The organism is Corallococcus sp. BB11-1 (assembly GCF_026626625.1).
GTDB lineage: Bacteria > Myxococcota > Myxococcia > Myxococcales > Myxococcaceae > Corallococcus > Corallococcus soli.
The window spans coordinates 274,529-300,000 of sequence record NZ_JAPNJY010000001.1; the positions used below are offsets into that span (position 1 = coordinate 274,529).

Below are 25,472 nucleotides of genomic sequence, written 5' to 3' on the forward strand. Positions count from 1 at the left end.
CATAGCATGGCACCTGCCCCTTGGGGTAGTGTCGGGGGAATGTCGGGTAGGACGCCGGACACCTGACTGCGCGAGGAACGTGGCTTTCCGGTCAGAGGTGGTGAGCGGCAATGAACGAGGAGCTGGCCATCACGGTGGGCACGGCGGCGCGCGCGGCCCGTGAGCGGCAGGGGCTGACCCAGGGCGACGTGGCCAGCCAGGTGGGCATCGCCATGGAGGTCTACAGCCGGATGGAGCGGGGGCGGGTGCTGCCCAGCTCCACCACGTTGCGCCGGTTGAGCATGGTGTTGCGCATCCGCGCGGACACGCTCCTGGGCTTGGACGGGCCCACGCCGCCGCAGGAGGCGCTGACGATGGCGCTGGCGGACCGGGAGGAGGATCCGCCCACGCTGCGGCGGCTGGTGCGAGCGCTCCGGCCGTTGAACGAGGAGGAGCTCAAGGCGCTGGGCCTGGTCATCCAGGGGGTGTTGGCGTTCCGGGCGCGCTGAGCGTTGGCGGGTCTGGCGCGAAAACTTGCGTGCCAGGGGGGAGGTGCAAGGTTTTGGGGGTGCCTGCGCCCGTCAACGAGAAGCTGAACACGGTGTTTGGAGCCGCCGCCCGGGATGCGCGGATGCGGTTGGGGCTCACGCAGGCGGACGTGGCGGAGCGGGTGGGCATCGCCATGGAGGTCTACAGCCGCATGGAGCGCGGGCGGATGTTGCCCCGGGCGCAGAACCTGCGGCGGCTGTGCGACGTGCTGGCGGTGTCCGCGGACGTGCTGCTGGGCGTGGGGCGGGGCGCGACGCCCGTGTTGTCGCGAGCCCCCTGGCGCGAAGAGGAGCCCGCGGAGCTGCGGCGCCTCATGCGCACGCTGCGGGAGCTGGATCCGCGGCGGCTGAAGGCCGTGTCGCGCGTGGTGAATGCGATGGTGGCGGTGCTGCCCGTGCCGGTGGCCCCCGCGCCGGTGGCCCGGAAGAAGGGCGCGGCGAAGAAGGGCTCGATGAAGAAGCGCCGGCCCGCCGGTTAGGTTGATTTCACGGACGCAAGCCCGTGGACGCTAACGTTCACCCAGGATGCGACCGTTGCGATCGATGGCGTAGTCCGCCCCCGCGTCCAGGATGGGAATGTCGAGCTGGATGCCACAGCGTTCAACCTTGGGGAGGAAGCTGACGAAGTAGAGATCGTCGTTCGCCTTCAAGATGGTCGCGTCGTACGTGTCACGTCGGGTCATGCACTTCGTCAGCGCTTCATTGCCAGTGTCCGCCTTGCTGTGGGGCGGGATGAATTCGTTGAGCGCGACGATGAAGGCCGCCAGCGCGGGCCCGTCGAGATGTGTCCCATCCTCATACGAGTCAGGGAAGTCGATCCGCTCGGCTTCCTCCGGCGTTCCTCGCGGTGCCCGTTCGTACTTGTAGTAACCAAACAAGGAACACCCGGGCAGCAGGCCAAGGAGGACGACGGCTGAGTTCAAGAGGCACTTCGTCATGGGCATGGCCAACGCTCGCATCCAATCCGTGCAAGCACAGCACTGCACAAGCCGACTCGGCCGGGTCAAGACTGTAATCTCTGCATGACGGTTCCCGCACGACCCACCACCGTGCAGCCCCACCACCCATTTCCCGTCTGCCCGCCCGCTCTGCGGACCCGGGGCCGGGCCGTCGTGCGCGCCCCCCTCCCCAATGCCAGACAGGTGGGGTAGCACGGGGACCACGCCATGCTCCCTCCCCCGACGCCAGTGGATGAGCCCCGGCGGCTTCAGGCCCTGCGCTCGCTGTGCCTGTTGGACACGCCCGCGCACGAACGCTTCGACCGCATCGTGCGCGCCGCGTCCCACCTGTTCCGCGTGCCCATCGCGCTGGTGTCCCTGGTGGACGAGGACCGCCAGTGGTTCAAGGCCCGCCAGGGCCTGGCCGCCGCCCAGACGCCGCGCGACGTGTCGTTCTGCGGCCACGCCATCCTGTCCTCCAGCAGCTTCGTCGTGCCGGACGCGCTGCGCGACCCGCGCTTCCACGACAACCCGCTCGTGGTGGGCGCCCCCTTCGTGCGCTTCTACGCCGGGCACCCCCTGCGCGCCGCGGACGGCAGCCGCGTGGGCACCCTGTGCCTCATCGACCACGCCCCGCGCGACTTCTCCGACGCGGACCTCGCCGCGCTCGCGGACATGGCCGGCTGGGCTGAGGTGGAAATCAACGCCCTCAACGAGCGCGAGGCCCGCACGGCGCTGGAGCAGCAGGAGCGCTTCTTCGAAGTCTCCGTGGACATGCTCTGCATCGCCGCCATGGACGGCACCTTCCTGCGCCTGTCCCAGGCCTGGAGCCGCACCCTCGGCTTCTCCGAGGCGCAGCTGTACTCCACCTCCCTCGTGGACCTGGCCCTGGAGGAGGACCGCGACGCCACCGCCCGGCACCTGGCCCGCGCCCGCGGAGGCGCCCCCGTCCTCCAGTTCGAACACCGCGCCCGCTGCGCCGACGGCTCCTGGCGCTGGCTCCAGTGGAACGCCGTCCCGGACCCCGACGAGGGCCTGCTCTACGCCGTGGCCCGCGACGTCACCCAGGCCCGCCTGCTGGAGGAGGAACGCCAGCGCGTGGAGCGCATGAAGAACGAGTTCATCTCCACCGTGAGCCACGAGCTGCGCACGCCGCTCACCTCCATCCGGGGCTCGCTGGGCCTGCTGTGCGGCGGCATCGCCGGCCCGCTGGACTCGCAGGTGGCGCAGATGGTGGGCATCGCCCACAAGAACAGCGAACGGCTGCTGCGCCTCATCAACGACATCCTGGACCTGGAGAAGATGGAGTCAGGCGGGCTGGACCTCCACCTGGAGTCCACCGACGTCGCCCCGCTGCTCGCCCAGGCGCTCCAGGCCCACCAGGGCTACGCGGCCGAATACGGCGTGCACCTGGACGTGGAGGTGCACGCCCCCGGCGCCCGCGCCCGCGTGGACGAAGACCGCTTCAACCAGGTGCTGGCCAACCTGCTCTCCAACGCCATCAAGTTCTCCCCCCAGGGCGAGCGCGTCACCCTCTCCCTTTCGCGCGAGCAGGGCTGCCTGCGCGTGGAGGTGGCGGACCACGGCCCCGGCATCCCGGAGGCCTTCCAGGCCCGCGTCTTCCAGAAGTTCGCCCAGGCGGACGCCTCCGACACCCGCCGGCGCCCCGGCACCGGCCTGGGCCTGAGCATCGCCCACGGGCTGGTGGCCCGCATGGGCGGCACCCTGCGCTTCAGCACCCGCGCCGGGGAGGGCACCCGCTTCTGCTTCGACCTGCCCGAATGCGACCCGGCCCCCTGAAGCCGATCCAAACCCCCTCCCCAGGCGCACCTCCTCCCATGGCCCCCATCCAGAAGGTCCTGCTCGTCGACGACGAGGACGACATCCGCACCATCGGTCAGTTGAGCCTCAGCCGCGTGGGCAAGTGGCAGACGGTGCTCGCCGCCTCCGGCGCGGAGGCCCTGGAGAAGGCCGCCGCGGAGGCGCCCGACCTCATCCTCCTGGACGTGATGATGCCCGGCATGGACGGGCCCACCACCTTCGGCCGGCTGCGCGCCCAGCCCGCCACCGCGAACACGCCCATCATCTTCATGACCGCGAAGATCCAGAAGCAGGAGGTCGCGCGCTACCTGGAGCTGGGCGCGGTGGGCGTCATCGGCAAGCCGTTCGACCCCATGACGCTGCCGCAGGAAATCCGCAAGCTGGTGCCCTGATGGAACCCCGCCTGTCCAAACGCTCCGCCGCGCTGGCCGCTGGCGCCCTGGTGCTCCTGTGCGCGCTGTTCGTGCTGGGGCGCCCGGGCTCCACCGCCGAACACGACCGCTACCGCACCCAGCTACGCCAGCTGCGCGTGGCCACCGCGGAGCTGGAGCTGGACGTGCTGCGCCAGCGCATGGGCATGCGGGAGGTCCACGGCTCCACCCAGGACGACTTCGACGCGCTCGTCGCCCGCGCCCGCGTGCTGCGCACCACGCCCGCCTTCCTGTCGGACGAAGGCCTGCGCTCGCTGACCGCGTCCCTGGACGCCTACGTGCGCGTGCTGGAGGACTCGCGCGCCCTGCTGGCGGAGGCCCGCCAGAAGGACGACCACTTCGCCACCCTGCGCGAGGCCTTCCCCCGGAGCGTCTTCGCCGCCACCTCCGCGCTGCCCCCGGGCCCCTTGCGCGAGCAGGTGGAGGTGCTGGGCGGGGACGTGCTCACCGTGTCCCGGGGCCGGGGCGGGGACTTCGGCTCGCGGGTGGAGGGCACGCTCGGGCGCATCGCCCGGGCCCGGGAAGGACAGGCCCTGTCCGCCCCCGCCGTCGCCGCGCTGGACGCGCTGGAGGCCCGGACGCGGGAGCTGACGGCGCTCCTGCGCTCGGCGGACGCGTCCTTCCAGACGCTCCTGGACCGCAGCGCCAGCAGCGAGGCCGAGCGCCTCATCACCACCTACCTCCAGCTCCAGGAGCAGTCCCAGTCCCGCGCGGAGCGCACGCGCATCGTCCTCTTCGGCGTGTCGTTCCTGCTGGTCCTCTACGTGCTCGTCGTCCTGGTGCGGCTGGCGCGGGCGTCGGCGGCGCTGGGGGAGCTCAACCGGGGCCTGGAGGCGCGCGTGGCCGAGCGCACCCAGGCGCTGTCCGCCGCCAGCGCGGAGGCGCGCGCCAGCGACGCGCGCAAGGCCGCCATCCTGGAGGCGTCCCCGGACGGCATCGTGGTGCTGGACGAGGCCGGCCGCGTGGCGGAGTTCAACCCGGCCGCGGAGGCCCACTTCCGCCTGGCGTCCGCCCGGGCGGTGGGCGCGGACTTCCTGGCGCTCGCGCTGCCCGCGACGCTGCCGGCGGCCCAGCGCGACGGCGTCCACGCCGCGCTCCAGCAGGACGGCGGCCCCGCGGCGCGCGTGGAGTCCCCGTGCCTGCGCGCGGACGGCGACGTGTTCCCCGCGGAGCTCACCTTCGCGCGGGTGCACGCGGACGGGCCCCCGCGCACCACCGTCTTCGTGCGCGACCTCACCGAGCGCAAGACCGTGGAGCGGATGAAGAACGAGTTCGTCTCCACCGTGAGCCACGAGCTGCGCACGCCGCTCACCTCCATCCGCGGCTCGCTGGGCCTGCTGGAGGGCGGCATCGTGGGGGACCTGCCCGCGCAGGCGCTGGACATGGTGCGCATCGCGCGCACCAACACCGAACGGCTCATCCGCCTCATCAACGAAATCCTCGACCTGGAGAAGATGGAGTCGGGGATGCTGGAGTTGAAGCTCCAACCCCAGACGGCGCAGGACCTGGTGGAGTCCACGCTGATGGGCCTCCAGGGCATGGCGGACACCGCGCACGTCACGCTGCGCTCGGACGTGGAGGGCGCGCCGCAGGTGAAGGGCGACCGCGACCGGCTCATCCAGGTGCTCACCAACCTGGTGTCCAACGCGGTGAAGTTCTCCCCCCAGGGCGCCTCCGTGGTGGTGTCCTCCAGCGTGGCGGCGGACGGCCGGGTGCGCTTCAGCGTCACCGACCAGGGCCCCGGCATCCCGGAGGAGAAGCTCTCCCGCCTCTTCGGCCGCTTCCAGCAGCTGGACGCCTCCGACACCCGCTCCAAGGGCGGCACGGGCCTGGGGCTGGCCATCTCGCAGGCCATCGTGGAGCAGCACGGGGGCCGCATCGACGTGGTCAGCCGCCCCGGCCACGGCGCCACCTTCCACTTCAGCCTGGAGTCCCTGCGCGCCCCCGCCCCGGTGCCCGGCGCCGTCGCCCCGCTGCCCCGGGACGAGTCGCGCCACAACGTGCTCATCGTCACCGCGGACGCGGACCTGTCCGCCCTGCTGCGGGGCCTGCTGTCCCACGAGGGCTACCGGGTGGTGCGCGCCGCCACGCTCGCGGAGGCCGTGCAGGCGGTGGACACCGCGCCGCCGGACGCGCTGGTGGTGGACACGCAGATGCCGGACGGGAACGTGCTGGACTGGGTGCGCCGCCTGCGCGAACAGCCGCGCACCCGTGAGTTGCCCGTGCTGGCGCTGTCCGGCCGGGCCGGGGATGGCTCGGCGGACGTGGGCACGCCGCTGCTGGTGGACTGGCTGCCCCGGCCCGTGGAGGAGACCCGGCTGCTGAAGACACTGCGCTACGCCATGCGCCAGCCGGGGCAGGCGCGGGTGCTGGTGGTGGACGACGACGCCACCACGCGCCGGGTGCTGTGCGCGCAGTTCGAACGGCTGGGCGCGCTGTGCATCGAGGCGGCGGACGGGGAGAGCGCGGTGGCGCTCGCGCGCGACACGCCCCCGGACCTCATCGTGCTGGACGTGGGGCTGCCCCGCCTGGACGGCTTCGAGGTGGTGGACATCCTGCGCCAGGGCAAGGGCCGCGCCACCCCGCTCATCGTCTTCACCGGCCGGGAGCTGTCGCGCACGGACCAGCGCCAGCTCACGCTGGGCATCACGCGGCACCTGACGAAGGCCCGCTCCTCGGAGGAGGAGCTGGTGAACTCCGTGCGGGAGCTGCTCAACGGACTGCTGGCCCGCCGTGACAGCGCGGCCCCCGAACCCAGAAAGGCGCTGCCATGAGCACCGCGCGTCCCCTCAACAAGACCCTCCTCTTCCTGGAGGACGACCGCGACCTCCAGGCCCTGGTCTGCACCTTCCTGCGCGACAAGGGCTACCAGGTCACCCCCGCGCGCTCCGCCGCGGAGGCGCGCGACGTGCTGCGCACCCAGCCGGTGGACGCCGCCATCGTGGACGGCCTGCTGCCGGGCATGACGGGCGCGGACTTCATCCGCGAGCTGCGCCAGACGCGCCCCGCGCTGCCGGTGCTCTTCGCCTCCGCCTTCTGGAAGGACCTGAAGAGCCACGAGCTGCTCACGCGCCAATTGGGCGTGGCGCGCGTGGTGCACAAGCCCTACCGCCCGGAGGAGCTGGCGGTGTGGCTGGAGCAGCTCTTCGCGCTGGCGGAGCCGCCGCCCCCGCCCCCGGAGGCCTTGTTGGAGGCGGAGGCGCCCGAACCGGAGGACGCCTTCGCGGCGAGCCTCGCCCTGCTCAGCGCGGACTACGGCGCGAAGTTGCCGGAGCGGCTGGCCACGCTGGCGTCGCTGCTCGGCCAGGGCCGCGGCGGGGACGCCCCGGCGATGGAGGAGGCCTACGGCGTCGTGCACAAGCTGCACGGCACCGCGGGCAGCTACGGCTTCCGGGACGTGAGCATCGCGGCGGGGAAGCTGGAGGACGTGCTGCAGCCCGTGCGCAACGGGGGCCCGCTGGACTGGGCGGCGGTGGACGCGGCCCTCCGCGCGCTGGAGGACGTGGTGGCCCTGCCGGTGGAGGTGGAGCCGGAGGCGGAGGTCGTGGAGCCCCCCGCCGCCATGGGCACGCTGCTGGTGATGGACGGGGACCCCGCCCTGCTGAAGGACGCGAAGCACATGGGGGAGCAGGAGGGCGTGCGGGTGGTGACGGCGACCTCCGCCCTGGAGGCTTGCGCGGTGGCCCAGCGCCAGTGGGTGGACGGGGCGCTGCTGCCCATGAGCCCCGAAGGCATCACCACGGCGAACGCGCTGCGGGCGCTGGACGGGCACCAGTCGCTGCCCCTGGCCTTCTCCAGCGCGGGGGGCGGGCTCCAGGAGCGCGTGGTCGCGGCGCACGCGGGCGCGTCGCTGTTCCTGCCCCGGCCCTTCACGCAGCAGGACTTCGCCACCGCGGCGGAGCGGCTGGTGACGGCGCGGCGGCAGGAGCGCGCCCGGGTGATGGTGGTGGACGACGACCCGGAGGCGGTGCGCGCCCTCTCCCAGGCGCTGGTGAGCGAGGCGGTGGAGGTGGTGGGGCTGGAGAACGCGTACGGGCTGCTGGACGCGCTCGCCCAGCACCGCCCGGACCTGCTGCTGCTGGACGTGCAGATGCCCGGGCCCAGCGGCTTCGACCTGTGCCGCATCCTGCGCCTGACGCCGGAGTGGCAGGACCTGCCCATCCTCCTGGTGACGGCGCAGGTGGGGCTGGAGTTCCGGCTGGCGGCGTTCCAGGCCGGCGCGGATGACTACCTGGCCAAGCCCGTGCTGCGCGAGGAGCTGCGCGCGCGCGTGCATGCGCGGCTGGAGCGGGCGCGGCTGTCACGCGAGCGGGCGGAGCGCGACGCGCTCACGGGCCTGATGATGCGCCGGCCCTTCGTGGAGGCGGTCACCACCCGGCTGTCGGAGGCGCGCCGCGTAGACCGGCCGCTGGCGCTGTGCTTCCTGGACGTGGACCACTTCAAGAAGGTCAACGACGAGCACGGCCACCTCGCCGGGGACCGCGTGCTCATGCGGCTGGGGCGCCTCTTGGGCGCGCGCTTCCGCCGCGAGGACCTGCGCGCCCGCTGGGGCGGGGAGGAGTTCGTCGTCGCGTTGCTGGGGGAGACGGCGCAGAACGCGCGCGACATCCTCTCCCGCACGGCGGAGGAGCTGGCGGGCATGTCCTTCGAGGGCGACCAGGGCGAGTCCTTCCACGTCACCTTCAGCGCGGGGCTCGCGGTGGCGCCGCAGGACGGCACCACCCTGGAGGAGCTGCTGCGCGTCGCGGACGCCCGGCTGTACCGGGCGAAGTCCAACGGCCGCAACCGCATCGAGCTGTGACTCAGGGCTCCTGGAACACGAACAGCCCGCTCGGCAGGTCCACGACGTACACGTACCCGTCCCCCGGCACGCGCATGCCGATGGCCCCCTGGTAGAGGCTGTCGGTGCTGCGCGGGTGGAACTCCTCGAAGGTGTCGAAGGACGCGATCTCCTGGGGGAGCGCCGGGTCGGCCACGTCGAAGACGCGCACGCCCTCGTGGTACCAGGCGACGTAGAGCCGCGTGCCCTTGAGCACCATGTTGTGGATGGACGTCTCTGCGCGCTTCTTCACCTGGGCGAGCAGCCGGATGCGCGCCGGGTCGGTGACGTCCAGCACGCGCAGGTGCGCGCCGAAACGCTCGCCGCCCTCGAAGGCGATGGTGCGCCCGCCAATCGTGCCCACCGCGTTCGCGTGGCTGTACTGGCCGGCGAAGGCATACCTGCCCAGCACGGGCGTCACGTCGGGACGGGTCACGTCCAGGACGACGTAGCCCGCGGTGCTGTGATTGACGTAGAGGCGGTCCTGGTAGGCGAACGCGTCATGCGGGTAGCTGGTCGCGTCCGCGCGCGGCACGGAGATGCGGCTCAAGAGCTTCGGGTCCAGCGGCGACGCCACGTCGAACAGGAGCGTCTCCCCGTTGGGCGCGGGGGACATGGCGTACAGCCGGTCCCCCTCCACGAACACGGTGTGCACGTTGATGGCGCCGCCGGGCAGGGCGCGCACGTACTGGGGCGCCGCCGGGTCGGTGATGTCGTAGACGATGACGCCGGAGTTGGCGCTGGCGATGTAGAGCGCGTCGCCCTTCGCCCAGACGCCGTTCCAGTAGCTGTCATTGGGCAGGTTCAGCGTGGTGCGCAGCACCGGGTGGGCCTTGTCCGTCACGTCGAAGACGGACAGGCCGCCCGCCTCCGTGCCCCGGGGCACGGACACCACGTAGGCATGGTCCTTCGTGACGTAGACGTCCACCGGGTCGCCCAGGGGGACGGCCGTCTCGGAGACGGGGATCAGCGGGAAGGAGCTGTTGGGCTCGTTCTCCCAGTTCATGCGCCGCGCGTCGAAGGTGCCGGCGTATTCGGGCACGCCGTTCGTGCAGCGCACGAAGCAGCCGGTGATGCGGCCCGGCTCCGGCACGCGGCAGCCCGCGAGCGCGTAGCGCTGCGCGGCCTTCGAGGGCATCGTGTACTCCGCCGTGAGGAAGAACCCCCGGGCGTCCGACTGCTGGCGCACCAGGGGGCGGCCCATGAGGGTGCCATCGAGGCCCAGGCGGAACCCGGCGCCAAAGGCGCTCTCGGCGTGGTAGCGCAGGATGGCGCGGTAGGTGCCGTAGGGCGACCGGGCCCCGAAGGCCGCCAGGTCGCAGCCGGACAGGTTGAAGCTGCCCGGGTCCTCGCAGTTCGCGCGGGGCGCCCTGTAGTCCGGATCCGCGCACGGCACGTCGGGGAGGACGTCCACGTAGTCGGTGCGCTCCACCGCCGTGCCCGTGGCCGGAGGGCCCGCGTCGGGAACCTCGGGGGTGTCCTTGGAGCAGCCGGACAGGAGCAGGGCGCCGGTGGACAGCGCCAGACGTGCAAGGGATTTCATGGGAGGGAGGGCTCCGGACGGCGAGGGCTTTCGGGGATCATGACGCACCTGCCAGGGCCGGGCCAGACGCCGTGCCTGGAGGTCGAGCGCGGCCGGCTCAAGGTTCGCGCAGGATGAGCAGGCCGAGCGCCCTCCTGGCGGTCGACGGCTTTTCGGGTCCGGGGGCGACAGGTCCCCCAGGCCTCACCCTCCACGCCGTGGAGCCGGCTAGGCTGTGGGCGCCATGCCCATCACGCGTCTGGAAATCGCAGGCTACCGCTCCGTGCGTCAGCTCCACCTGGAGCTGGGCCCGGTGAACGTGGTGGTGGGTCCCAACGGCAGCGGCAAGACGAACCTGTACCGGGCGCTGTACCTGCTCGCGGCGTCGGCGGAGGGGCGGCTCGCGCGCACGCTGGCGGAGGAGGGCGGCACGCCGAGCGTGATGTGGGCGGGTCCGCGCGACTTCAAGAAGCCGCTGCGGCTGAAGGTGGCGGTGGACCTGGACGACCTCGGGTACGAACTGCAATGCGGGCCCGTGCCGGGGTCGGGCACGGCCTTCGCGTTGGATCCAGAGGTGAAGGAAGAGCACCTGTGGGCGTACTCGGGCGGCCGCCGCGGGGTGTTGATGGAGCGCAAGGACCGCACGGCCTTCCTGCGCGACGCGGACGGCGCGAAGGTGACGTTCCCCACGGAGCTGTGGACCGCGGAGTCGGTGTTGGATCAGCTTTCGGATCCGCACCGCTTCCCCCGGCTGATGGAGGTGCGGCGCACCCTGGCGTCGTGGCGCTTCTACCACCACTTCCGCACGGACCCGGACGCACCCCTGAGGCACCCCCAGGTGGGCGTGCGCACGCCGGTGCTCGCGCACGACGGACGCGACCTGGCGGCGGCGCTCCAGACCATCCTGGAGGTGGGGGACGATGCCGCGTTGGAGCAGGGCCTCGACGACGCCTTCCCAGGCGCGCGGCTGGAGATCCACGCGCAGGAGGGGCGCTTCAGCCTCTTCGTCCAGATGCCCGGCCTGCTGAGGCCCATGGCGGCGGCGGAGCTGTCGGACGGGACGCTGCGCTACCTGTGCCTGCTGGCGGCGCTGCTCAGTCCCCGGCCGCCGCCGTTCCTCGCGCTGAACGAACCGGAGACCAGCCTGCACCCGGAGCTGCTCAAGCCCCTGGGCCGGCTCATCGTGAACGCGGCGAAGCACAGCCAGGTCTGGGTGACGACGCACGCGGAGGAGCTGGCCAACACCGTCTCCCAGCACTCCGACGCCCAGCCCGTGCACCTGGAGAAGCAGCAGGGCGCCACGATGGTGCGCAAGGAGCGCGCCCGGGACGATGACGGAGAAGACGCATGACCCCCGGGCTCTACCTGACGCACAAGCCCGTGGGCGCCACCAGCTTCGCCACCGTGCGAGCCTTCCAGGAAGAGGCCCAGGCCACGCGGCCCGACCGGCGCACGGCCCTGGTGCACGGCGGCACGTTGGATCCGTTCGCGGAAGGGCTGCTGCTCATGCTGGTGGGCCCGGCCACGCGCCTGTTCGAACTGCTGCACGCCGTGCCCAAGACGTACGTGGCCCGCGTGGAGTGGGGCACGGAGATGGACACCGGAGACCTGCACGGCCGCCCCGTGCACCAGGGCGACGCGAGCCCCCTGACCCCGGCCCTGCTGGACGCGGCGCTGGAGCCCTTCCTCGGGTGGGCGGAGCAGGTGCCCCCGGCCACCAGCGCGAAGAAGGTGGGGGGGGAGCCCGCCTACCGCAAGGCGCACCGGGGTGAAGTCGTGGACCTGCCCCCCTCGCGCGTGTACCTGCACACCGCGCGCTGGCGCTCCCACGACCTGCCGCGCGCCAGCGTCCTGGAGCTCACCTGCCGGGGCGGCTACTACGTGCGCTCGCTGGCCCGGGACCTGGGGCGGGCGCTCGGCTGTGGCGCGCACCTCTCCGCGCTGGACCGCACGGCCATCGGCCCGTGGAAGGACCCGGGCCCCGGCCACCGCGTGGAGCTGCACGGCCACGACCTGCTGCCCTGGGCGCGGGGAAGGGACCTCACCGACCAGGACGTGGGCGCGCTGCGCCGGGAACAGTCCATCCCCCTGTCGCCGCTGAAGCCCCCGGAGTGGCGCCTGCCGCAGGGCTTTCCGGATCCCCAGGCCCCGGTGCGAGGCTTCCACCAGGGGAGGCTGACCTTCCTGCTGACCGAGCGCGACGGCGCGCTGTGGAGCGGGATGGAGCTGCGAGGCGGCGTCTAGAAACCGCCGGCGGATGCCCTGGTGACCGGAATCACCACCCGGGGGGTGGGGGACTGGTGACTGTCACCACCATGGTGACTGGAGTCACCACCCCGCGGAGCGCGTCCTCGTCGCGCAACCCCCTGGAATCACAGCGGAACGACACGTAGGGACGGGTGGCACGACGCGCGCAATAGGTCCCGGCATGACCGCTTCCGACAAGGAAGCCGCTCCTCCCGGAGATCAAAAATGACCATCAAGACCACGACCACCGCCACCCTGAACAGCCGCCCCGCCATCTCCAACGCGCAGCAGGACCGGCTGATGGGCGCGCCCGCGAAGCTCCAGGGCAAGGAAGCGGCGCTGCTCCACTCGCTGAAGGACATGAAGTCCCAGCTGTCGGGCTTGAAGGCGGAGATCAAGGAGCTGAAGGCGGGACAGAACAAGGCCGACCAGTTCGTCGACTCGGACAAGAAGTTCTGCGTGCAGCCGCGCAGCAACTGGATGCCCAAGGACGTGGGCGCGCTGGTGGAGCTGAACAAGCTGAACCAGACCTCGGGCCCCATCAGCGCGGAGCAGATGGCGGACACCATCGACCGCGCCACCTCGGACCTGGACGGCCAGGCCGCCTCCACGGAGTACCGCACCGTCGCGGACTGGGCCATGAACAACCGCGAGCGCCTCACGCCGGAGGCGAAGCAGGTGATGGACATCTACTCCAAGTACGCGGCGCTCTCCCAGGCGCGCGGCGAGTCCGGCATCCCGCAGGACGACTTCAAGAAGATGCTCGGGGAGATGCGCGACGTGGGTGACGCCAGCGCGAAGAAGGCGCTCGCGAACCTGGACCGCAAGGGCGGCACGGTGTCCGGCGAGGACATGGCCAAGGCCATCACGGCGGGCACGGCGGACCACGACGGCCAGGCAGCCGGCGCGGAGGCCAAGGAGTTCGAGAAGTGGGCCGCGAAGAACGAGAGCCGCCTGAGCCCGGAAGCGAAGGAGGTGCTCGACGTCTACCGCAAGCACACGAAGGCGGCGCAGGCCAAGGGCCAGACGGGCCTGACGGACAAGGAAGCCGCCGTCATGAACGCGGAGATGAAGAAGGCGGGCGCCGTCGACGTGAGCGCCCGCAAGGCCACGGAGTCGCTGGACCAGAAGAAGGGCCCCATCTCCGGCCAGGACATGGCCAAGGCCATCCAGAAGGGCACGGCGGACCTGGACGGCCAGGCGGCCGGCGCGGAGCTGAAGGAGTTCGAGCGGTGGGCCGCGAAGAACCAGAGCAAGCTGAGCCCGGAGGCCAAGGAAGTGCTCGACGTCTACCGCAAGCACACGAAGGCGGCGCAGGCCAAGGGCCAGACGGGGCTGACGGCGAAGGAGACCGCCGTCATGAACGCGGAGATGAAGAAGGTGGGCGCCGGTGACGTGAGCGCCCGCAAGGCGACGGCGGCGCTCGACAAGGAGCAGGGCCCCATCTCCGGCGAGGACCTGACCCAGGCCATCCGCGACGGCATCTCGGACACGGACGCGCACTCCACCACCTCCGAACTGAAGGAGTTCGAGAAGTGGGCCGCGAAGAACGAGAGCCGCCTGACGCCCGAGGCCAAGGAAGTGCTGAAGGCCTACCAGTCCGCCGCGAAGAAGGCCGGCCCGGACGGCCTGACGCAGAAGGAGGCGGACGCCATGTTCAAGAAGATGGACGGCTTCAAGACCTTCCGCGACGACTCCATGCGCGCCGCGCTGGAGGGCCTGGACGGCAAGAGCGGGAAGATCAACGGCAAGGACCTGACGGCCGCCATCGAGAAGGGCGCCGCGGACCTGGACGGCCAGGCGGCGGGCCTGGAGTTCACCGACACGATGAAGTGGGCGCGCCAGAACTACGACCGCCTCACGCCGGACGCGAAGAAGGTCGTGGACACCTACGAGAAGTACGCCACCCGCGCGCAGGCCAAGGGCAGCACGGGCATCGACCAGAACGACTTCAACAAGATGCTCAAGGAGATGAAGCTCATCAGCAACCCGCCCCCGGCGCGCCCCGTCTACTTCGCGGCCTGAGCGGCACCGTTGCAACGGGGGGAACACAGCCACACGCATCCAGGGAGTTCCCGCCGGTGAGCCGGCGGTGAACCCACAGGTGCCCCGGACCTTCGGGGGAGGGTCCGGGGCCCTTTCATTTTCAGCCCTTCGCCTTCTTGGCCTTGGCGATGGTGGCGTGCGCTTCCTTCACCACGTTCTCCACGGTGAAGCCGAACTTCTGCTGCAGCGCCTTGATGGGCGCGGAGGCACCGAAGCTGCGCATGCCAATCGCGCTGCCAATGTGGCCCACCCAGCGCTCCCAGCCGAACGCGGCGCCCTTCTCCACGGAGACGCGGGCGCGGATGGACTCGGGCAGCACGCGCTCCTGGTACTCGGCGGGCTGCTGCTCGAACAGCTCCCACGACGGCATGCTGACGACGCGCGCCTTCACGCCCTCGGCCTGGAGCTTCTCCGCGGCCTCCACCACCAGCGCCACCTCCGTGCCCGTGCCAATGAGGATGACGTCCGGCGTGCCGCCTTCGGCCTCCTTCAGGATGTACGCGCCCTGGGCCAGCCCGGACGCGGGCGCGAACTTCGTGCGGTCCAGCGTGGGCACCGGCTGCCGCGACAGCACGAGCACCACCGGGTGGTGCTGCTGCTGCGCGATGTAGCGCCAGGCCTCCGTGACCTCATTGGCGTCACCGGGGCGCAGCACGATGTTGCCCGGCACCGCGCGCAGCGACACCAGCTGCTCCACCGGCTGGTGCGTGGGGCCGTCCTCGCCCAGGCCAATGGAGTCGTGGGTGAAGATGTGGATGGACGGAATCTCCATCAGGGACGACAGGCGCATGGCGGGGCGCTCGTAGTCACTGAAGATGAGGAACGTGGCGCCGTACGCGCGCACCTTGCTCAGGTTGAGGCCGTTGACGATGGAGCCCATCGCGTGTTCGCGCACGCCGAAGTGGATGTTGCGGCCCGCGTACTCGCCCGGCTTCATGGACGTGGAGGACGACAGGTACGTCTTCGTGGACGGGTTCAGGTCCGCGGAGCCGCCCACCAGCCACGGGTAGTTCTTCGCCAGGGCGTTGAGCACCTTGCCGCCGGACTCACGGGTGGCCATGCCCTTCGCGTCCGCGGGGAACACCGGCAGCTCCTTGTCCCAGCCGTCCGGCAGCTCGCGCTTGAGCATCCGCTCCAGCTCATGCGCCAGCTCCGGGTGCTGCTTGCGGTAGTCGGAGAGCGACGCGTCCCACGCCTCGCGCAGCTTCTTGCCGCGAGCGCCCATGCGCTCCTGGAAGCGCTCCTTCACGCCGTCGGGCACCAGGAACTGCGCGTCCTCGGGCCAGCCGTAGAAGCGCTTGGTGCCCTTGATCTCCTCGGCGCCCAGGGGCTCGCCGTGGGCGCTGGCCAGGCCCTGCTTCTTGGGCGCGCCGTAGCCGATGAACGAGTTGACGACGATGAGGGTCGGCTTGCCGCGCGCTTCCTTGAAGGTGCGGTAGGCCTTGCCCAGCGCGTCCAGGTCGTTGGCGTCGGTGACCTGGAGCACGCGCCAGCCGTAGCCCTCGAAGCGGCGGCCCACGTCCTCGGTGAACGCCAGGTCGGTGCTGCCGTCGATGGAGATGTGATTGCTGTCGTAGATCCAGCACAGGTTGGGCAGCTGGAGGTGGCCGGCGAGCGACGCGGCCTCGGCGGCGACGCCCTCCATCATGTCGCCGTCGCCGCAGATGGCGTAGACGTCATGGGTGAACAGCTCGAAGCCGGGCTTGTTGAAGTGGCCCGCGAGCCAGCGGCTGGCGATGGCCATGCCCACGCTGTTGGCGACGCCCTGGCCCAGGGGGCCGGTGGTGGTCTCCACGCCGGTGGTCCAGTGGTACTCGGGGTGGCCGGGCGTGGCGGAGTCCAGCTGGCGGAACTTCTTGATGTCCTCCAGCGACACGGCGGGCGCGTCCGTCACGCGCTCCTGCTTGTCCATGCGCTTGATGCCCGCCAGGTGCAGCAGGCTGTAGAGCAGCATGGACGCATGCCCGTTGGAGAGGATGAAGCGGTCGCGGTCCGGCCACTGGGGCTGGGCCGGGTCGTAGCGCAGCTCCTGCTGCCACAGCTGGTAGGCCACGGGAGCCAGCGCCATGGGCGCGCCCGGGTGACCCGAATGGGCCTGCTCCACCGCGTCCATGGACAGGGTGCGGATGGTGTTGATTGCCTGGGTATCAATCTTCTCGGTCGTCATGCGGTCTCCCCACGCGGGCAGCGTCGTGGGCGCACCATGCCGTAACCGGGAGCCCCGCGCCGCACGAAACACGCCCGCCCCGGCCCGTCCCCCGGGGGGCACGCCGGGAGGTCGGCCAGGGGACACTGGAGCCCGCCGGGAATGCCGGGATGCCTACCGCCGCACCGCCGCCCCGCGAGGCGTCTTCCCGCGCGTCAGGTGGCTCACCGCCTCACCCAATCCCTCCACCGTGAGGGAGAACATGGGGAACACGTTGGCGAGCATCGCGATGGTGCCCGAGCGCCACGACCCCCGGGGCTCCGGGTTGAGCCACACGTTGCGCTCGAAGTGCTGCGCCAGCTGCATCATCCACGTCATGCCCTCCAGGCCCTCCTGGCGGTACTGGCCGTTGGCGTCCGTGCGGATGCCCAGCTCATACGGGGCCATGGACGCATCGCCCACCATCACCAGCTTGTGGTGCCGGCCCACCTGCGCGGTGAGCTCCGGGACGGTGAGCCCGCCCGTGAGCTGGGGCGTGGCGTACAGCTTCCCGTAGACGCAGTTGTGGAAGTAGTAGGTGCGCAGCTCCTTGAAGTGGGAGGCCTGGCTGGCGACGCTGAACAGGCGGCTCACCAGGTGCGCGTACGGGTCCATGGACCCGCCCACGTCCATGCACAGCACCACGCGGGTGTTGGGCCGGCGAGGAGGCCGCGTCACCACCTCCAGCTCGCCCGCGTTCTTCGCGGTGGCGGAGATGCTCTCCTCCACGTCCAGCTCCTCCAGCGCGCCCTCGCGCACGAAGGCCCGCAGCTTGCGCAGCGCCACGGCCATCTGCCGCGTGTCCAGCACCAGGTCGTCGCGGTAGCCCGCGTACTTGCGCGCCCCGGCCTGCCACAGCGCCTGGCCCTGACGCCCGCCGGTGCCGCCAATGCGCACGCCCTGGCGCGCCAGGCCGTTGTTGCCAAACGCGGACGCCCCGCCGGTGCCCACCCAGCGGTTGCCACCGTCGTGGCGCTCCGTCTGTTCCTTCAGGCGCTGCTCCAATTGCTTGCGCAGCTCCTCCGGGTCCCACTGCTCCAGCATGGCCAGCTCTTCGGGGCTCAGGTCCCGGCGCTCCTTCGCCTCCTCCAGCCAGGACAGCAACTCCTCGGTGAGCTTGAGCGCGTCGGACGCCACACCCTGGAAGTGGGAGAGGAAGGCCTGGTCAAAGGCATCCAGCTGCGTCTCCGAGTGCACCAGGAGCGCGCGCGCCACGTGGTAGAAGCCATCCAGGCTGCTGTCATGCAGCCCGGCCTTCAGCGCCCCGGCGAGGGCGAGCGCCTCCTGGGCGCCCACCTTCACCCCGCGCCTTCGCAGCTCGTAGAAGAACGGCAGGAACATGGCCTGAATCCTCCCCGTGCTACGCGCGAGTCTTGCGGCCGCCCCTGAACGCCTCGGCCACCGCCACCAGGTCCTGCTCCTTCTTGAGCAGCGCGCCCAGGAACGGGAGCTGCTCATCCAGCTTCAATTCCATCACACCGTTGGCCTTGAGCACGGAGATCCAATCAATGAGCTCGCTGGTGGAGGGCCGCTTGCGCAGCCGCGTCATCGCGCGCAGCTCGTAGAAGACCTTGAGCGCCTGTTCGGCCAGCGACGCCTCCAGCCCCGGGTGGTGCACGTCCACGATGCGCTGCATGAGGTCGCGCTCCGGGAAGTCGATGAAGTGGAACACGCACCGGCGCAGGAACGCGTCGGGCAGCTCCTTCTCGTTGTTGCTGGTGATGAGCACCACGGGGCGGTGCTTCGCCACCACGTCGTCCTGGGTCTCGGAGATGCGGAAGCGCATCCGGTCCAGCTCGTGGAGCAGGTCGTTGGGGAACTCCAGGTCGGCCTTGTCCACTTCATCGATGAGCAGCACCACGCGCTCCGGCGCGGCGAACGCCTCGCCCAGCGGCCCCAGGCGGATGTATCGCCGGATGTCACGCACGTCCCCGTCGCCGAATCGCGAATCATACAGACGCTGCACGGTGTCGTAGACATACAGGCCGTCCTGCGCCCGCGTGGTGCTCTTGACGTGCCAGGTCAGCAGCTTCAATCCCAGTCCCTGGGCAATCGCTTCCGCGAGCAGCGTCTTGCCTGTGCCGGGCTCACCCTTCACCAGCAGGGGGCGTTGAAGCGTGAGGGCGCAGTTGACGGCAGCCTGCAGGCCCTCGCTCGTGAGGTAGGAGTCGGTGCCTCGGAAGCGGACGGGAGTGGGGGAAACCGGAGTCATGTCGGGTTCCTTTAACATCTTGGACGATGTTTCCATCCCGCCCCGGGCGGTTGGGTGTATATCCTGCCCCACATGGCCCCACTTTCTCTTGAGACCGAACTCCGCGACATGGTCCGACGCGAGTTGCAACTGCAACTCGCTCCCGTTCAGAAGGCCGTGGCCCGTATGGCCAAGGGTCTGGATGCGTTGGATGTGCTTCGCGAGGTGACGCGCCGTCTCGCGCCGCTGTCCAGCCGCCTGGGCGCGGTGGCGGGCGTTCGCACCCCCACGCTGGCGCCGGAGCCTCCCGTCCGCCGCCGTCCGGGTCGCCCGCCGTCCGTGAAGACCGCGCCCGTCGCGAAGGCCTCCACCGCGAAGGCCGCGCCCGCGAAGGCCGCGCCCGTGAAGGCGCCCGCCGGCAAGGCCGCCCTCGCCAAGGCTCCCGCCGCGAAGGGGCCGGGACGTCCGGCCGGGCGGGCCCCGGCCGCTGAAGCCAGCCAGGCTTGCGCCGTCATCGGGTGCAAGCGCCAGAGCCGCTCCAAGGGCTACTGCTCGGCGCACTACCAGAAGCTGCGCCTGCTCATCCGCACCGGCCGTCGTCCGGAGGCGTGGGTGGATGGCGCCCGCGCGCAGTCGGTGCAGGACGTGAAGCTGCCGCGCGGTCGCGCGGGCAGCCAGGCCCTGAAGGAAGTGTCGAAGCCGGCCGCGCCCGTCGCGGCCCCGCCCAAGGCCAAGGCCTGGGTGCGCAAGAAGGGCTCCAGCGGCGGCATGGTGTCGTTGAACTGACGGGAGACGTCGTCTCCCGGGCATGTTGCGTGGTGGGTCGTCCCCGAGCGACCCGCCATGCGCCAGACACGCGCCGCTTCCATCGTTGACAGAGACCGGCTCGCGGTGGGAATCCGGGCCGCATGAGCGAGCAATATCCAGTCACGGTCGCGGTCCGTCGCCCCGACGGTCAGGTGGAGCAGGTCCGGGTGGGCACCGCGTACAGGAACGGCGAAGGTTTCACGCTGCAACTGGGCGAGCTGTCGATGAGCGCCACGCCCGTCGCGGCCCCGGCCGCCCGTCGCGCGGCGCCCGCCGCGGGGGGAGCGCCCGCCGGTGGTGGCGACGGCATGACCCTCCCCAACTACGGCCGCAGCAAGGGCGCGCCCGTCTACGGCGCCAGCCTCCAGGACCTGGAGTTCTACGCCAACGGCGCCCGCCGCTCGCTGGCGGACCCCAGCAAGTCGCGCTGGCACGACAAGGAGCGCCAGCTCCTCGCCTCCATCGAAGCGGAGATCGCCCGTCAGCGGGGTGAGGGTGGCGGCGGAGGCGGAGGCGGTGGAGGCGGCGGTGGTCGGGGTTACGGCTACGGCAATCCGCCGGACGATGGCGAAATCCCGCCCCCCAACGACGACGACAACATCCCCTTCTGAGGGGTCGCCTAAATCCGATTTACGTCGCGTTCCGTATGACTCCGGGGCCTGGCGCGACCTGCTGTCGTGGGGGGGAGGCGGGTCAGGTCCGCCGTCAAAGTCCGCCGCCTGCCTCTCCGGGGCGCGCGGACACTTGCCGAATCGGGGGGCATTGACATTCTGGAGCAACCACAGCGCCCGTTTGTGCTATGGGGTGTCACGCAGCGTGAATAGCACACCGCGTGTGATTCATTCCATGTCGGTCGCTTCATTCTTGAAGCAGTGTAAATCCCCCTGAGATTCCAAGAGCTTGGCTGCCGGCTGTTGGTCTGTGCACTTCAACGGTGACGCAGCCACACCAGGACTAGCCCGTCTTTCCAATGGTTTAGGAATTGGCCTGGAAGATGCTCTGAAGTCGGCCTTGCCCGGGAATCCATCCCGTCCGGCAGGGCAGTGCAGTGATGTCAGGGGCCACGAAATGACCGAGCGGGTTTGTGTGGTGGGTGCGGGGGCCTTTGTTCCGACGCGGACCATCAGCAACGAGCGGATTGCTCGGGCCATCCCCGGCTGGTCCGCGGCGCGCATCGAGGAGAAGATCGGCATCCGGGAGCGTCGGTTCCTCTGGGACTTCGACGACGAGACGGGCCGGGCCATTCCGCCGCCGGACGACGTGGCGGGGCGCTTCTACCCTGCGACGAACACGGACATGTGCGAGGTGTCGCTGCGCCAGGCGCTGTCCCGCGGGGGCGTGGAGGCGAAGGAACTGGACGCGCTGTTCGTGGTGACGTGCACGCCGGACGCGCCGCATTTCAACCACGACGCCATGGCGCTGCACGAACGGCTGGGCCTGCGCGAGGACGCGTTCGCGCTGGTGGTGGACGACGGCTGTGGTGGCACGCCGTACGTGTTGGACCTCGTGCGCAAGATGATGGAGGGCGGCCGCTTCCGCACGGTGGCGGTGGTGGCCTCGGCGTTCACCTCGCCCCTGCTCAACCGGGAGGTCTACACGGACGAACTGCCGCCCACCCCGGGCCGGCCCAAGGCGCTCAACGCCTACCTGTCCATGTATGTCTTCGGGGATGGCGCAGGCGCCGTGGTGTTGCGCTCGCAGCCGGGCGACGAGGACGGCCCGGGCATCCTGTCCTCCTTCTCCGGCAACGCGTACGCGGAGCTGGTGACGCGCCGGGGCGGGGGGATGTTGAAGCTGCCCTACCAGCCAGGGCGGACGCGCCCGTCCGACATGGCCTTCGTGGTGGATGGCTTCAAGGTCGCGCGCAGCTATCCGGAGTACATGCAGAAGTGCCTGGACACGGTGCTCACGCCCGCCCTGCGCGAACAGGTGAAGCGATACTACTTCCACCAGCCGAACAAGCGGGTGATGGACGCGTTCGTGAGCCGGGCGGGCCTGCCGAAGGAGGCCGTGGCCTGCAACGTGGACCGCATCGGCAACACGTCGGCGGCGGGTATGTTGATTCTCCTGGCGGAGGACCTGGAGCAGGGCAGGGTGGCGCTCGGAAGCGGAGATCTGGTCGTGGTGGCGGCGGTCGGCGCCAACGTTCATTATGGCGCTCAGCTCGTGCGGCTGTAGCGCGCACGGGTGTTCATCTCCTCCCCCCCGGAGATTTCCCCCTCTATGAGTGAGCAGCGCAAGGAAGCACCAGGCCTGGACGCGGCATTGGCCAAGGACCTGGAGAAGCGTCTGGCCCTGGCGACCCCCGACGACACGGCCCGAGGCATGTTCTTCAACGGAGCGCTGAACGCGGTGCGCATCCTGGGTGGTGACGCGGCGGTGGAGCGGTGTCTGGCGTCGGTGCCGGAGAAGAAGTTCGTGGACTTCTTCAACTACCCGGTGTCGGGCTTCCTGAAGCTGGCCTTCACGGGAGCGCAGTTGATGGGGCCGCAGCTCGGCGGCTTCGACGTGATGATGCGCAAGATGGGCACGCAGGCGACGACGGACTTCCTGTCGTCGGCGGCGGGCAAGACGCTGCTCCTGCTCGCGGGAGACAGCCCCAAGCGGCTGGTGACGAACCTGCCCACGGGCTACCGCGCGGCGGTGAGCTACGGCGAGCGCCACGTGGACTGGTCGGGCGACCGCACGGGCCGGCTCGTGATGAAGCGGGACTTCATGCCGCCCGCGTACCACGAGGGCGTCCTCCAGGCCGTCATCGAGGCCCTGGGCGCGCGCGGGGTACAGGTGCACGGCAAGCAGACCGGGACGGTGGACACCGAATACGCCCTGTCCTGGCAGTAGCCCCCAGGCCCGCGGTCCAGACGGGAGTCGAACATGTCTCAGCAGCAGGCAGGGACCGCGGTGCGACTGCAGTCGGGCCATGAGTGGGTGTATGCGTTCCGCTCGCAGGAGGACGCCGCGTCGCCGCCAGACCCGGCGGTGTGCGGCGCGGCGCCCTTCGAGCCCACGGTGAAGCTGGGCGCCAGCCTCTACGTGCCCGTCCACCGCTGGGTGGACGGGAGGGCCGTGGAGGATGGCCACGAACGGGTGGGAACGGCGACGGCCTGCTTCCGGCTGACGGACCGGACCTTCCCCCCCGGCACGCGGGTGCCCTTCTACGCGCGCTTCCTCCTGCCCATGGGGGCCTTCACCGCGTCGGGGGAGTGCACCCTGGTGAGCAACGACCAGCCCCAGGCGGGGGTGGTGCTGGCGGGAGGCGCGCTGAAGCTGGTGGAGGTGCCCCCGGGCTTCGTGGGCGGGGTGCTGTCGAACCTGAGTGTGTTCAATCCGCTCAAGCTCCCTGGGTTCGCCACGGGCTCGCACTACACGCTCTACGCCTTCCGGAGCGAAGCCCCCGCCCGTCCCTGAGCGTCACGCGGAGCGCGCTCCCGGAAGCGTTCGCACGGCCACCGGGGACCGGCGCCCCGGGCGAACAGGCATGTCGGGGATGCCTGGGAGGATGCGTCCCTGGATGGGGCCATCAGGGCCATACGAGGGGGACGCATGGAAGGCAGGTGGAAGCAGCTCTACGAGTCGCTCGGCTACCGTCCGCCGGCGAGCACGAAGGTCACACCCTCCCAGCACGACGCCACCCGGCCGCGGGAGTTCCAGGCGGAGGCTCCGCCCCCACCGCCCGCGGACACGGACCTCCCGGTCCTGGGGCCGGAGGAGCTGGAGGCCCTGCGCGCGGCCTTCCTGAGAGAGCCGGAGGACGTGCTGCGCTGGACGGAGACGGGCCTGGGCGCGCGCGTGACGGTGGGCGCGTTCGTGGAGGTGCTGCGGGAGCTCGAGTTGTTGTTCACGGACCCAGGCCAGCTGCAGGAGCGCCTCGACGCGACCGAGCGCCAGGTCCGTCAGGGCACGGGGAGCCTGCCCGCCGACTTCACGTTCCCGCTGAAGACGGAGGAGATCCCCATCGACCCCACCCGCACGCGCTTCGAGCCCCGCTCGGACCTGCGCGGGTGGCTGCTGTTCAGCGGGCCGGTGTGGCTGGAGCAGGGCGCCGCGGCGAGGCAGGCCCCGTTCCGCTGGCACTTCGGCTCCCGGAGCCGCTTTGTCTACCCGCTGCGGGAGCCGGAGCCGGGGCAGCCGGTGGAGGTGGCGCTCTTCGGGGACTTCGGCACGGGCGAATACACCTCCAGGTACATCGCCCGGCAGCTCGTGATGCGAGGTGAGCGCCTGGACTGCGCGGTGCATCTGGGGGGCGTCTTCTATGCGGGGCGGCAGGGCGAATTCGACGCGCACGTGGCGGAGCCCCTGGAGCCGCTGCTCGCGACGACGACGCTGCTGACGCTCAACGCCGCGCCGGAGATGCGCTCGGGCGCGGGCGCGTACTTCCGCTACCTGGACGAGCGCCGGGGCGTGGGCCCCCGGCATCCCCAGGAGGGCAGCTACTTCTGCCTCGCCGCGGAGCGCTTCCAGCTCATCGGCCTGGACACGGCCTGGTTCGAGCCCGGCCGCCACCGCGAGCCCGCGCTGCTGCAATGGCTGGAGCAGCGGCTGTCGGAGGGACGCCGGCGGGGGGCGATGAACATCCTCCTGAGCCACGCGGCCCCCTATGGTCCGGACCGCAAGCGCCTCTCGCCCCTGGCAGAGGAGGACTTGAGGTCCCTGGTGGTGGAGCGGGAATGGGTGGACCTCTGGTGTTGGGCGGGCGCCCAGGGAGGAGCGCTGTACGACCGGGCGCCGGGGCTGCCCTTCCTCGGGGCCAGCCTGGGCCACGGCGGTTTCCCCTACCCGAGGCAGGACCCGCCGAAACAGCCGTTGGCGCCCGTGCGCTTCTTTGAATCCCGGCCGCGCTTCCCGGAGTGGACGGGCGTGCGGCAGGACCAGGGCAACCACGGCCACGCCACCCTGTGGCTGCACGCCGACGGCTCGGTGGTGCTGCGCTACACGGACTGGATGGGCGACGTGCGCTGCGAGGCCACCCTGGCGCGGCAGGGCGACCGGGGGCCGGTGACGCTGAAGCAGCTCACCGCGGGCGAGTGACGGGGCGCCGCCTCAGGAGCCCTGGATGCCACGCTCCCGCATGTACTTGCGGAGGGACGCGGCGCCCTGGGCGCGCACCTTGTTGTGCAGCATCGGCGTCCACCCGAGCACCAGTCCCAGGGGCCCCAGGGCCTGCCGGGACCACGTCCAGAAGGGGAACCGGTCGCGGTGGCGGAGGATCTTCCCGTCGGCGAACTCGAACGTCGCATCGATGCGGTTGAGGACCTTCCGGCCCGTCTGGCCGAAGGTATAGCGCGCGTCCCAGTGGGCCCGGCCGGTGCGGTCATCGGCCTGGATGTCGCTGAAGGACACCTCCAGGTCGCGGCCGCGCTCCAGCAGCATGCGCCACATGGACGTGACGCCCGCGTGGCGCAGGCCCTGGAACACCTCGTCGGAGAACTCCGCGTCCGGGTGGTAGCAGGCGGCCATGCCGTCCGCGTCACGCCGCTGGAAGGCCGAATAGAAGTCGGTGAGGAGCTGGGAGTTCGGGTGCATGCCGGGGGTCTAGCAGACCGGTCGGGCCCCGCGCTCGTGGGGGACCGGGAGCAGGCTGGCGCACCGTCGGTGACGGAAGTGCTGAGCAATGGGACGCCGCGTGGCAGGATGCGGGCGCATGGCTCGCGACATCGTCATCTGGCCCCACAAGGTTCTCACCACGTCCACCCAGCCCGTGACCGACTTCGGCCCGGCGCTCGAAAAGCTCCTGGAGGAGATGGCGGAGGCCATGGCGGAAGCCAAGGGCATCGGCATCGCGGCCAACCAGGTCGGAGTGCCCCTCCGGGTCGCCATCGTCGGAAGGGAGGACGGCACCTCGTTTGAAATCGTGAACCCCCAGATTCTGTCGAAGCAGGGGGACACGAAGCTGGAGGAGGGCTGCCTGTCGGTTCCGGACGTGTGGGAGAAGTGCCCC

Annotated in this window: 22 protein-coding genes (1 of these 22 cut by a window edge); 16 read left to right on the plus strand and 6 right to left on the minus strand. The window is 70.9% G+C overall.

The window, feature by feature from the left end; all coding sequences use genetic code 11:
* Window positions 1-110 precede the first annotated feature (110 nt).
* Together OV207_RS01210 and OV207_RS01215 are read left to right on the plus strand one after the other, a co-directional pair.
* Window positions 111-488, plus strand: a complete 378-nt coding sequence (locus OV207_RS01210) for a helix-turn-helix domain-containing protein (RefSeq protein ID WP_193429305.1) — start codon at window positions 111-113, stop codon at window positions 486-488.
* 59 nt (window positions 489-547) lie between these two features.
* Window positions 548-1,006, plus strand: coding sequence for a helix-turn-helix domain-containing protein (locus OV207_RS01215; RefSeq protein WP_267551863.1), 459 nt, complete (start codon window positions 548-550; stop codon window positions 1,004-1,006).
* A 30-nt stretch (window positions 1,007-1,036) separates the two neighbouring features.
* Here the strand turns inward: OV207_RS01215 and OV207_RS01220 are convergent, their stop codons facing one another.
* The gene (locus tag OV207_RS01220; protein WP_267551864.1) at window positions 1,037-1,471 is read right to left on the minus strand and encodes a hypothetical protein; all 435 of its coding nucleotides are present in this window, start codon (window positions 1,469-1,471) and stop codon (window positions 1,037-1,039) included.
* A 222-nt stretch (window positions 1,472-1,693) separates the two neighbouring features.
* Here OV207_RS01220 and OV207_RS01230 point away from each other — a divergent pair, with 222 nt between their 5' ends.
* Genes OV207_RS01230 through OV207_RS01245 form a run of 4 tightly spaced genes read left to right on the plus strand, consistent with a single transcriptional unit; the run spans window position 1,694 to window position 8,518 of the window.
* On the plus strand, window positions 1,694-3,265 hold the full coding sequence (locus tag OV207_RS01230) for an ATP-binding protein (protein WP_324291482.1): 1,572 nt from the start codon (window positions 1,694-1,696) through the stop codon (window positions 3,263-3,265).
* Window positions 3,266-3,303: 38 nt separating this feature from the next.
* Entirely contained in the window at window positions 3,304-3,678 is a 375-nt protein-coding gene (locus OV207_RS01235) for a response regulator (RefSeq protein WP_193429301.1), read from the plus strand.
* Window positions 3,678-6,491: an ATP-binding protein gene (locus OV207_RS01240; protein ID WP_267551866.1), complete on the plus strand. Its 2,814-nt coding sequence runs from the start codon at window positions 3,678-3,680 to the stop codon at window positions 6,489-6,491. The genes OV207_RS01235 and OV207_RS01240 overlap by 1 nt, the downstream gene beginning before the upstream one ends.
* Window positions 6,488-8,518 (plus strand): response regulator, encoded by a 2,031-nt coding sequence (locus OV207_RS01245; protein WP_193429299.1) that lies wholly within the window; start codon window positions 6,488-6,490, stop codon window positions 8,516-8,518. The genes OV207_RS01240 and OV207_RS01245 overlap by 4 nt, the downstream gene beginning before the upstream one ends.
* A gap of 1 nt (window position 8,519) precedes the next feature.
* Here OV207_RS01245 and OV207_RS01250 read toward each other — a convergent pair whose 3' ends face one another.
* Window positions 8,520-10,079, minus strand: a complete 1,560-nt coding sequence (locus OV207_RS01250; protein ID WP_267551868.1) for an LVIVD repeat-containing protein — start codon at window positions 10,077-10,079, stop codon at window positions 8,520-8,522.
* 223 nt (window positions 10,080-10,302) lie between these two features.
* Here OV207_RS01250 and OV207_RS01255 point away from each other — a divergent pair, with 223 nt between their 5' ends.
* The 3 genes from OV207_RS01255 (at window position 10,303) to OV207_RS01265 (ending at window position 14,330) form a co-directional block, all read left to right on the plus strand.
* Complete coding sequence (locus OV207_RS01255) at window positions 10,303-11,409, plus strand: AAA family ATPase (protein ID WP_193429297.1); 1,107 nt, start codon at window positions 10,303-10,305, stop codon at window positions 11,407-11,409.
* Window positions 11,406-12,302 carry a tRNA pseudouridine(55) synthase TruB gene (gene truB, locus OV207_RS01260; protein WP_267551871.1) on the plus strand — a complete coding sequence of 299 codons (897 nt, stop codon included), beginning with the start codon at window positions 11,406-11,408 and terminating at the stop codon, window positions 12,300-12,302. The genes OV207_RS01255 and truB overlap by 4 nt, the downstream gene beginning before the upstream one ends.
* A 228-nt stretch (window positions 12,303-12,530) precedes the next feature.
* Window positions 12,531-14,330, plus strand: coding sequence for a hypothetical protein (locus OV207_RS01265; protein ID WP_267551873.1), 1,800 nt, complete (start codon window positions 12,531-12,533; stop codon window positions 14,328-14,330).
* Window positions 14,331-14,451: 121 nt separating this feature from the next.
* Here the strand turns inward: OV207_RS01265 and tkt are convergent, their stop codons facing one another.
* From tkt to OV207_RS01280, 3 genes are all read right to left on the minus strand, one after another.
* The gene (gene tkt, locus OV207_RS01270; RefSeq protein ID WP_267551876.1) at window positions 14,452-16,518 is read right to left on the minus strand and encodes a transketolase; all 2,067 of its coding nucleotides are present in this window, start codon (window positions 16,516-16,518) and stop codon (window positions 14,452-14,454) included.
* A 153-nt stretch (window positions 16,519-16,671) separates the two neighbouring features.
* Window positions 16,672-17,877: a vWA domain-containing protein gene (locus tag OV207_RS01275; protein ID WP_267551877.1), complete on the minus strand. Its 1,206-nt coding sequence runs from the start codon at window positions 17,875-17,877 to the stop codon at window positions 16,672-16,674.
* 19 nt (window positions 17,878-17,896) lie between these two features.
* Window positions 17,897-18,748 (minus strand): AAA family ATPase, encoded by an 852-nt coding sequence (locus OV207_RS01280; RefSeq protein ID WP_267551879.1) that lies wholly within the window; start codon window positions 18,746-18,748, stop codon window positions 17,897-17,899.
* A gap of 165 nt (window positions 18,749-18,913) precedes the next feature.
* Here OV207_RS01280 and OV207_RS01285 point away from each other — a divergent pair, with 165 nt between their 5' ends.
* The 6 genes from OV207_RS01285 (at window position 18,914) to OV207_RS01310 (ending at window position 24,562) form a co-directional block, all read left to right on the plus strand.
* The gene (locus OV207_RS01285; RefSeq protein ID WP_324291483.1) at window positions 18,914-19,513 is read left to right on the plus strand and encodes a vegetative protein; all 600 of its coding nucleotides are present in this window, start codon (window positions 18,914-18,916) and stop codon (window positions 19,511-19,513) included.
* Window positions 19,514-19,635: 122 nt separating this feature from the next.
* Entirely contained in the window at window positions 19,636-20,145 is a 510-nt protein-coding gene (locus tag OV207_RS01290; protein ID WP_267551883.1) for a hypothetical protein, read from the plus strand.
* Between the two features lie 457 nt (window positions 20,146-20,602).
* Complete coding sequence (locus OV207_RS01295; protein ID WP_193429289.1) at window positions 20,603-21,712, plus strand: 3-oxoacyl-ACP synthase III family protein; 1,110 nt, start codon at window positions 20,603-20,605, stop codon at window positions 21,710-21,712.
* 45 nt (window positions 21,713-21,757) lie between these two features.
* Window positions 21,758-22,375 (plus strand): DUF2378 family protein, encoded by a 618-nt coding sequence (locus OV207_RS01300; protein WP_267551885.1) that lies wholly within the window; start codon window positions 21,758-21,760, stop codon window positions 22,373-22,375.
* 33 nt (window positions 22,376-22,408) lie between these two features.
* Complete coding sequence (locus OV207_RS01305; protein WP_267551889.1) at window positions 22,409-22,942, plus strand: hypothetical protein; 534 nt, start codon at window positions 22,409-22,411, stop codon at window positions 22,940-22,942.
* A gap of 135 nt (window positions 22,943-23,077) precedes the next feature.
* Complete coding sequence (locus OV207_RS01310) at window positions 23,078-24,562, plus strand: hypothetical protein (protein WP_193429286.1); 1,485 nt, start codon at window positions 23,078-23,080, stop codon at window positions 24,560-24,562.
* A 12-nt stretch (window positions 24,563-24,574) separates the two neighbouring features.
* Here OV207_RS01310 and OV207_RS01315 read toward each other — a convergent pair whose 3' ends face one another.
* On the minus strand, window positions 24,575-25,057 hold the full coding sequence (locus OV207_RS01315) for a nuclear transport factor 2 family protein (RefSeq protein WP_193429285.1): 483 nt from the start codon (window positions 25,055-25,057) through the stop codon (window positions 24,575-24,577).
* A 118-nt stretch (window positions 25,058-25,175) separates the two neighbouring features.
* Between OV207_RS01315 and def the strand changes: the two genes are divergently transcribed.
* On the plus strand, window positions 25,176-25,472 hold the 5' portion of the coding sequence (gene def / locus OV207_RS01320; protein ID WP_193429284.1) for a peptide deformylase. It continues 255 nt past the right edge of the window; the window shows 297 of its 552 coding nt (coding positions 1-297); its start codon is at window positions 25,176-25,178; its stop codon lies off the right edge, out of view.

Bases quoted from the DNA above. Each gene is read 5' to 3' on its own strand.
- OV207_RS01210 (WP_193429305.1), top strand. From the start codon at position 111: ATGAACGAGGAGCTGGCCATCACGGTGGGCACGGCGGCGCGCGCGGCC.
- OV207_RS01220 (WP_267551864.1), bottom strand. From the start codon at position 1,471: ATGCCCATGACGAAGTGCCTCTTGAACTCAGCCGTCGTCCTCCTTGGC.
- OV207_RS01230 (WP_324291482.1), top strand. From the start codon at position 1,694: ATGCTCCCTCCCCCGACGCCAGTGGATGAGCCCCGGCGGCTTCAGGCC.
- OV207_RS01235 (WP_193429301.1), top strand. From the start codon at position 3,304: ATGGCCCCCATCCAGAAGGTCCTGCTCGTCGACGACGAGGACGACATC.
- OV207_RS01240 (WP_267551866.1), top strand. From the start codon at position 3,678: ATGGAACCCCGCCTGTCCAAACGCTCCGCCGCGCTGGCCGCTGGCGCC.
- OV207_RS01245 (WP_193429299.1), top strand. From the start codon at position 6,488: ATGAGCACCGCGCGTCCCCTCAACAAGACCCTCCTCTTCCTGGAGGAC.
- OV207_RS01250 (WP_267551868.1), bottom strand. From the start codon at position 10,079: ATGAAATCCCTTGCACGTCTGGCGCTGTCCACCGGCGCCCTGCTCCTG.
- OV207_RS01255 (WP_193429297.1), top strand. From the start codon at position 10,303: ATGCCCATCACGCGTCTGGAAATCGCAGGCTACCGCTCCGTGCGTCAG.
- truB (WP_267551871.1), top strand. From the start codon at position 11,406: ATGACCCCCGGGCTCTACCTGACGCACAAGCCCGTGGGCGCCACCAGC.
- OV207_RS01265 (WP_267551873.1), top strand. From the start codon at position 12,531: ATGACCATCAAGACCACGACCACCGCCACCCTGAACAGCCGCCCCGCC.
- tkt (WP_267551876.1), bottom strand. From the start codon at position 16,518: ATGACGACCGAGAAGATTGATACCCAGGCAATCAACACCATCCGCACC.
- OV207_RS01275 (WP_267551877.1), bottom strand. From the start codon at position 17,877: ATGTTCCTGCCGTTCTTCTACGAGCTGCGAAGGCGCGGGGTGAAGGTG.
- OV207_RS01280 (WP_267551879.1), bottom strand. From the start codon at position 18,748: ATGACTCCGGTTTCCCCCACTCCCGTCCGCTTCCGAGGCACCGACTCC.
- OV207_RS01285 (WP_324291483.1), top strand. From the start codon at position 18,914: ATGGCCAAGGGTCTGGATGCGTTGGATGTGCTTCGCGAGGTGACGCGC.
- OV207_RS01290 (WP_267551883.1), top strand. From the start codon at position 19,636: ATGAGCGAGCAATATCCAGTCACGGTCGCGGTCCGTCGCCCCGACGGT.
- OV207_RS01295 (WP_193429289.1), top strand. From the start codon at position 20,603: ATGACCGAGCGGGTTTGTGTGGTGGGTGCGGGGGCCTTTGTTCCGACG.
- OV207_RS01300 (WP_267551885.1), top strand. From the start codon at position 21,758: ATGAGTGAGCAGCGCAAGGAAGCACCAGGCCTGGACGCGGCATTGGCC.
- OV207_RS01305 (WP_267551889.1), top strand. From the start codon at position 22,409: ATGTCTCAGCAGCAGGCAGGGACCGCGGTGCGACTGCAGTCGGGCCAT.
- OV207_RS01310 (WP_193429286.1), top strand. From the start codon at position 23,078: ATGGAAGGCAGGTGGAAGCAGCTCTACGAGTCGCTCGGCTACCGTCCG.
- OV207_RS01315 (WP_193429285.1), bottom strand. From the start codon at position 25,057: ATGCACCCGAACTCCCAGCTCCTCACCGACTTCTATTCGGCCTTCCAG.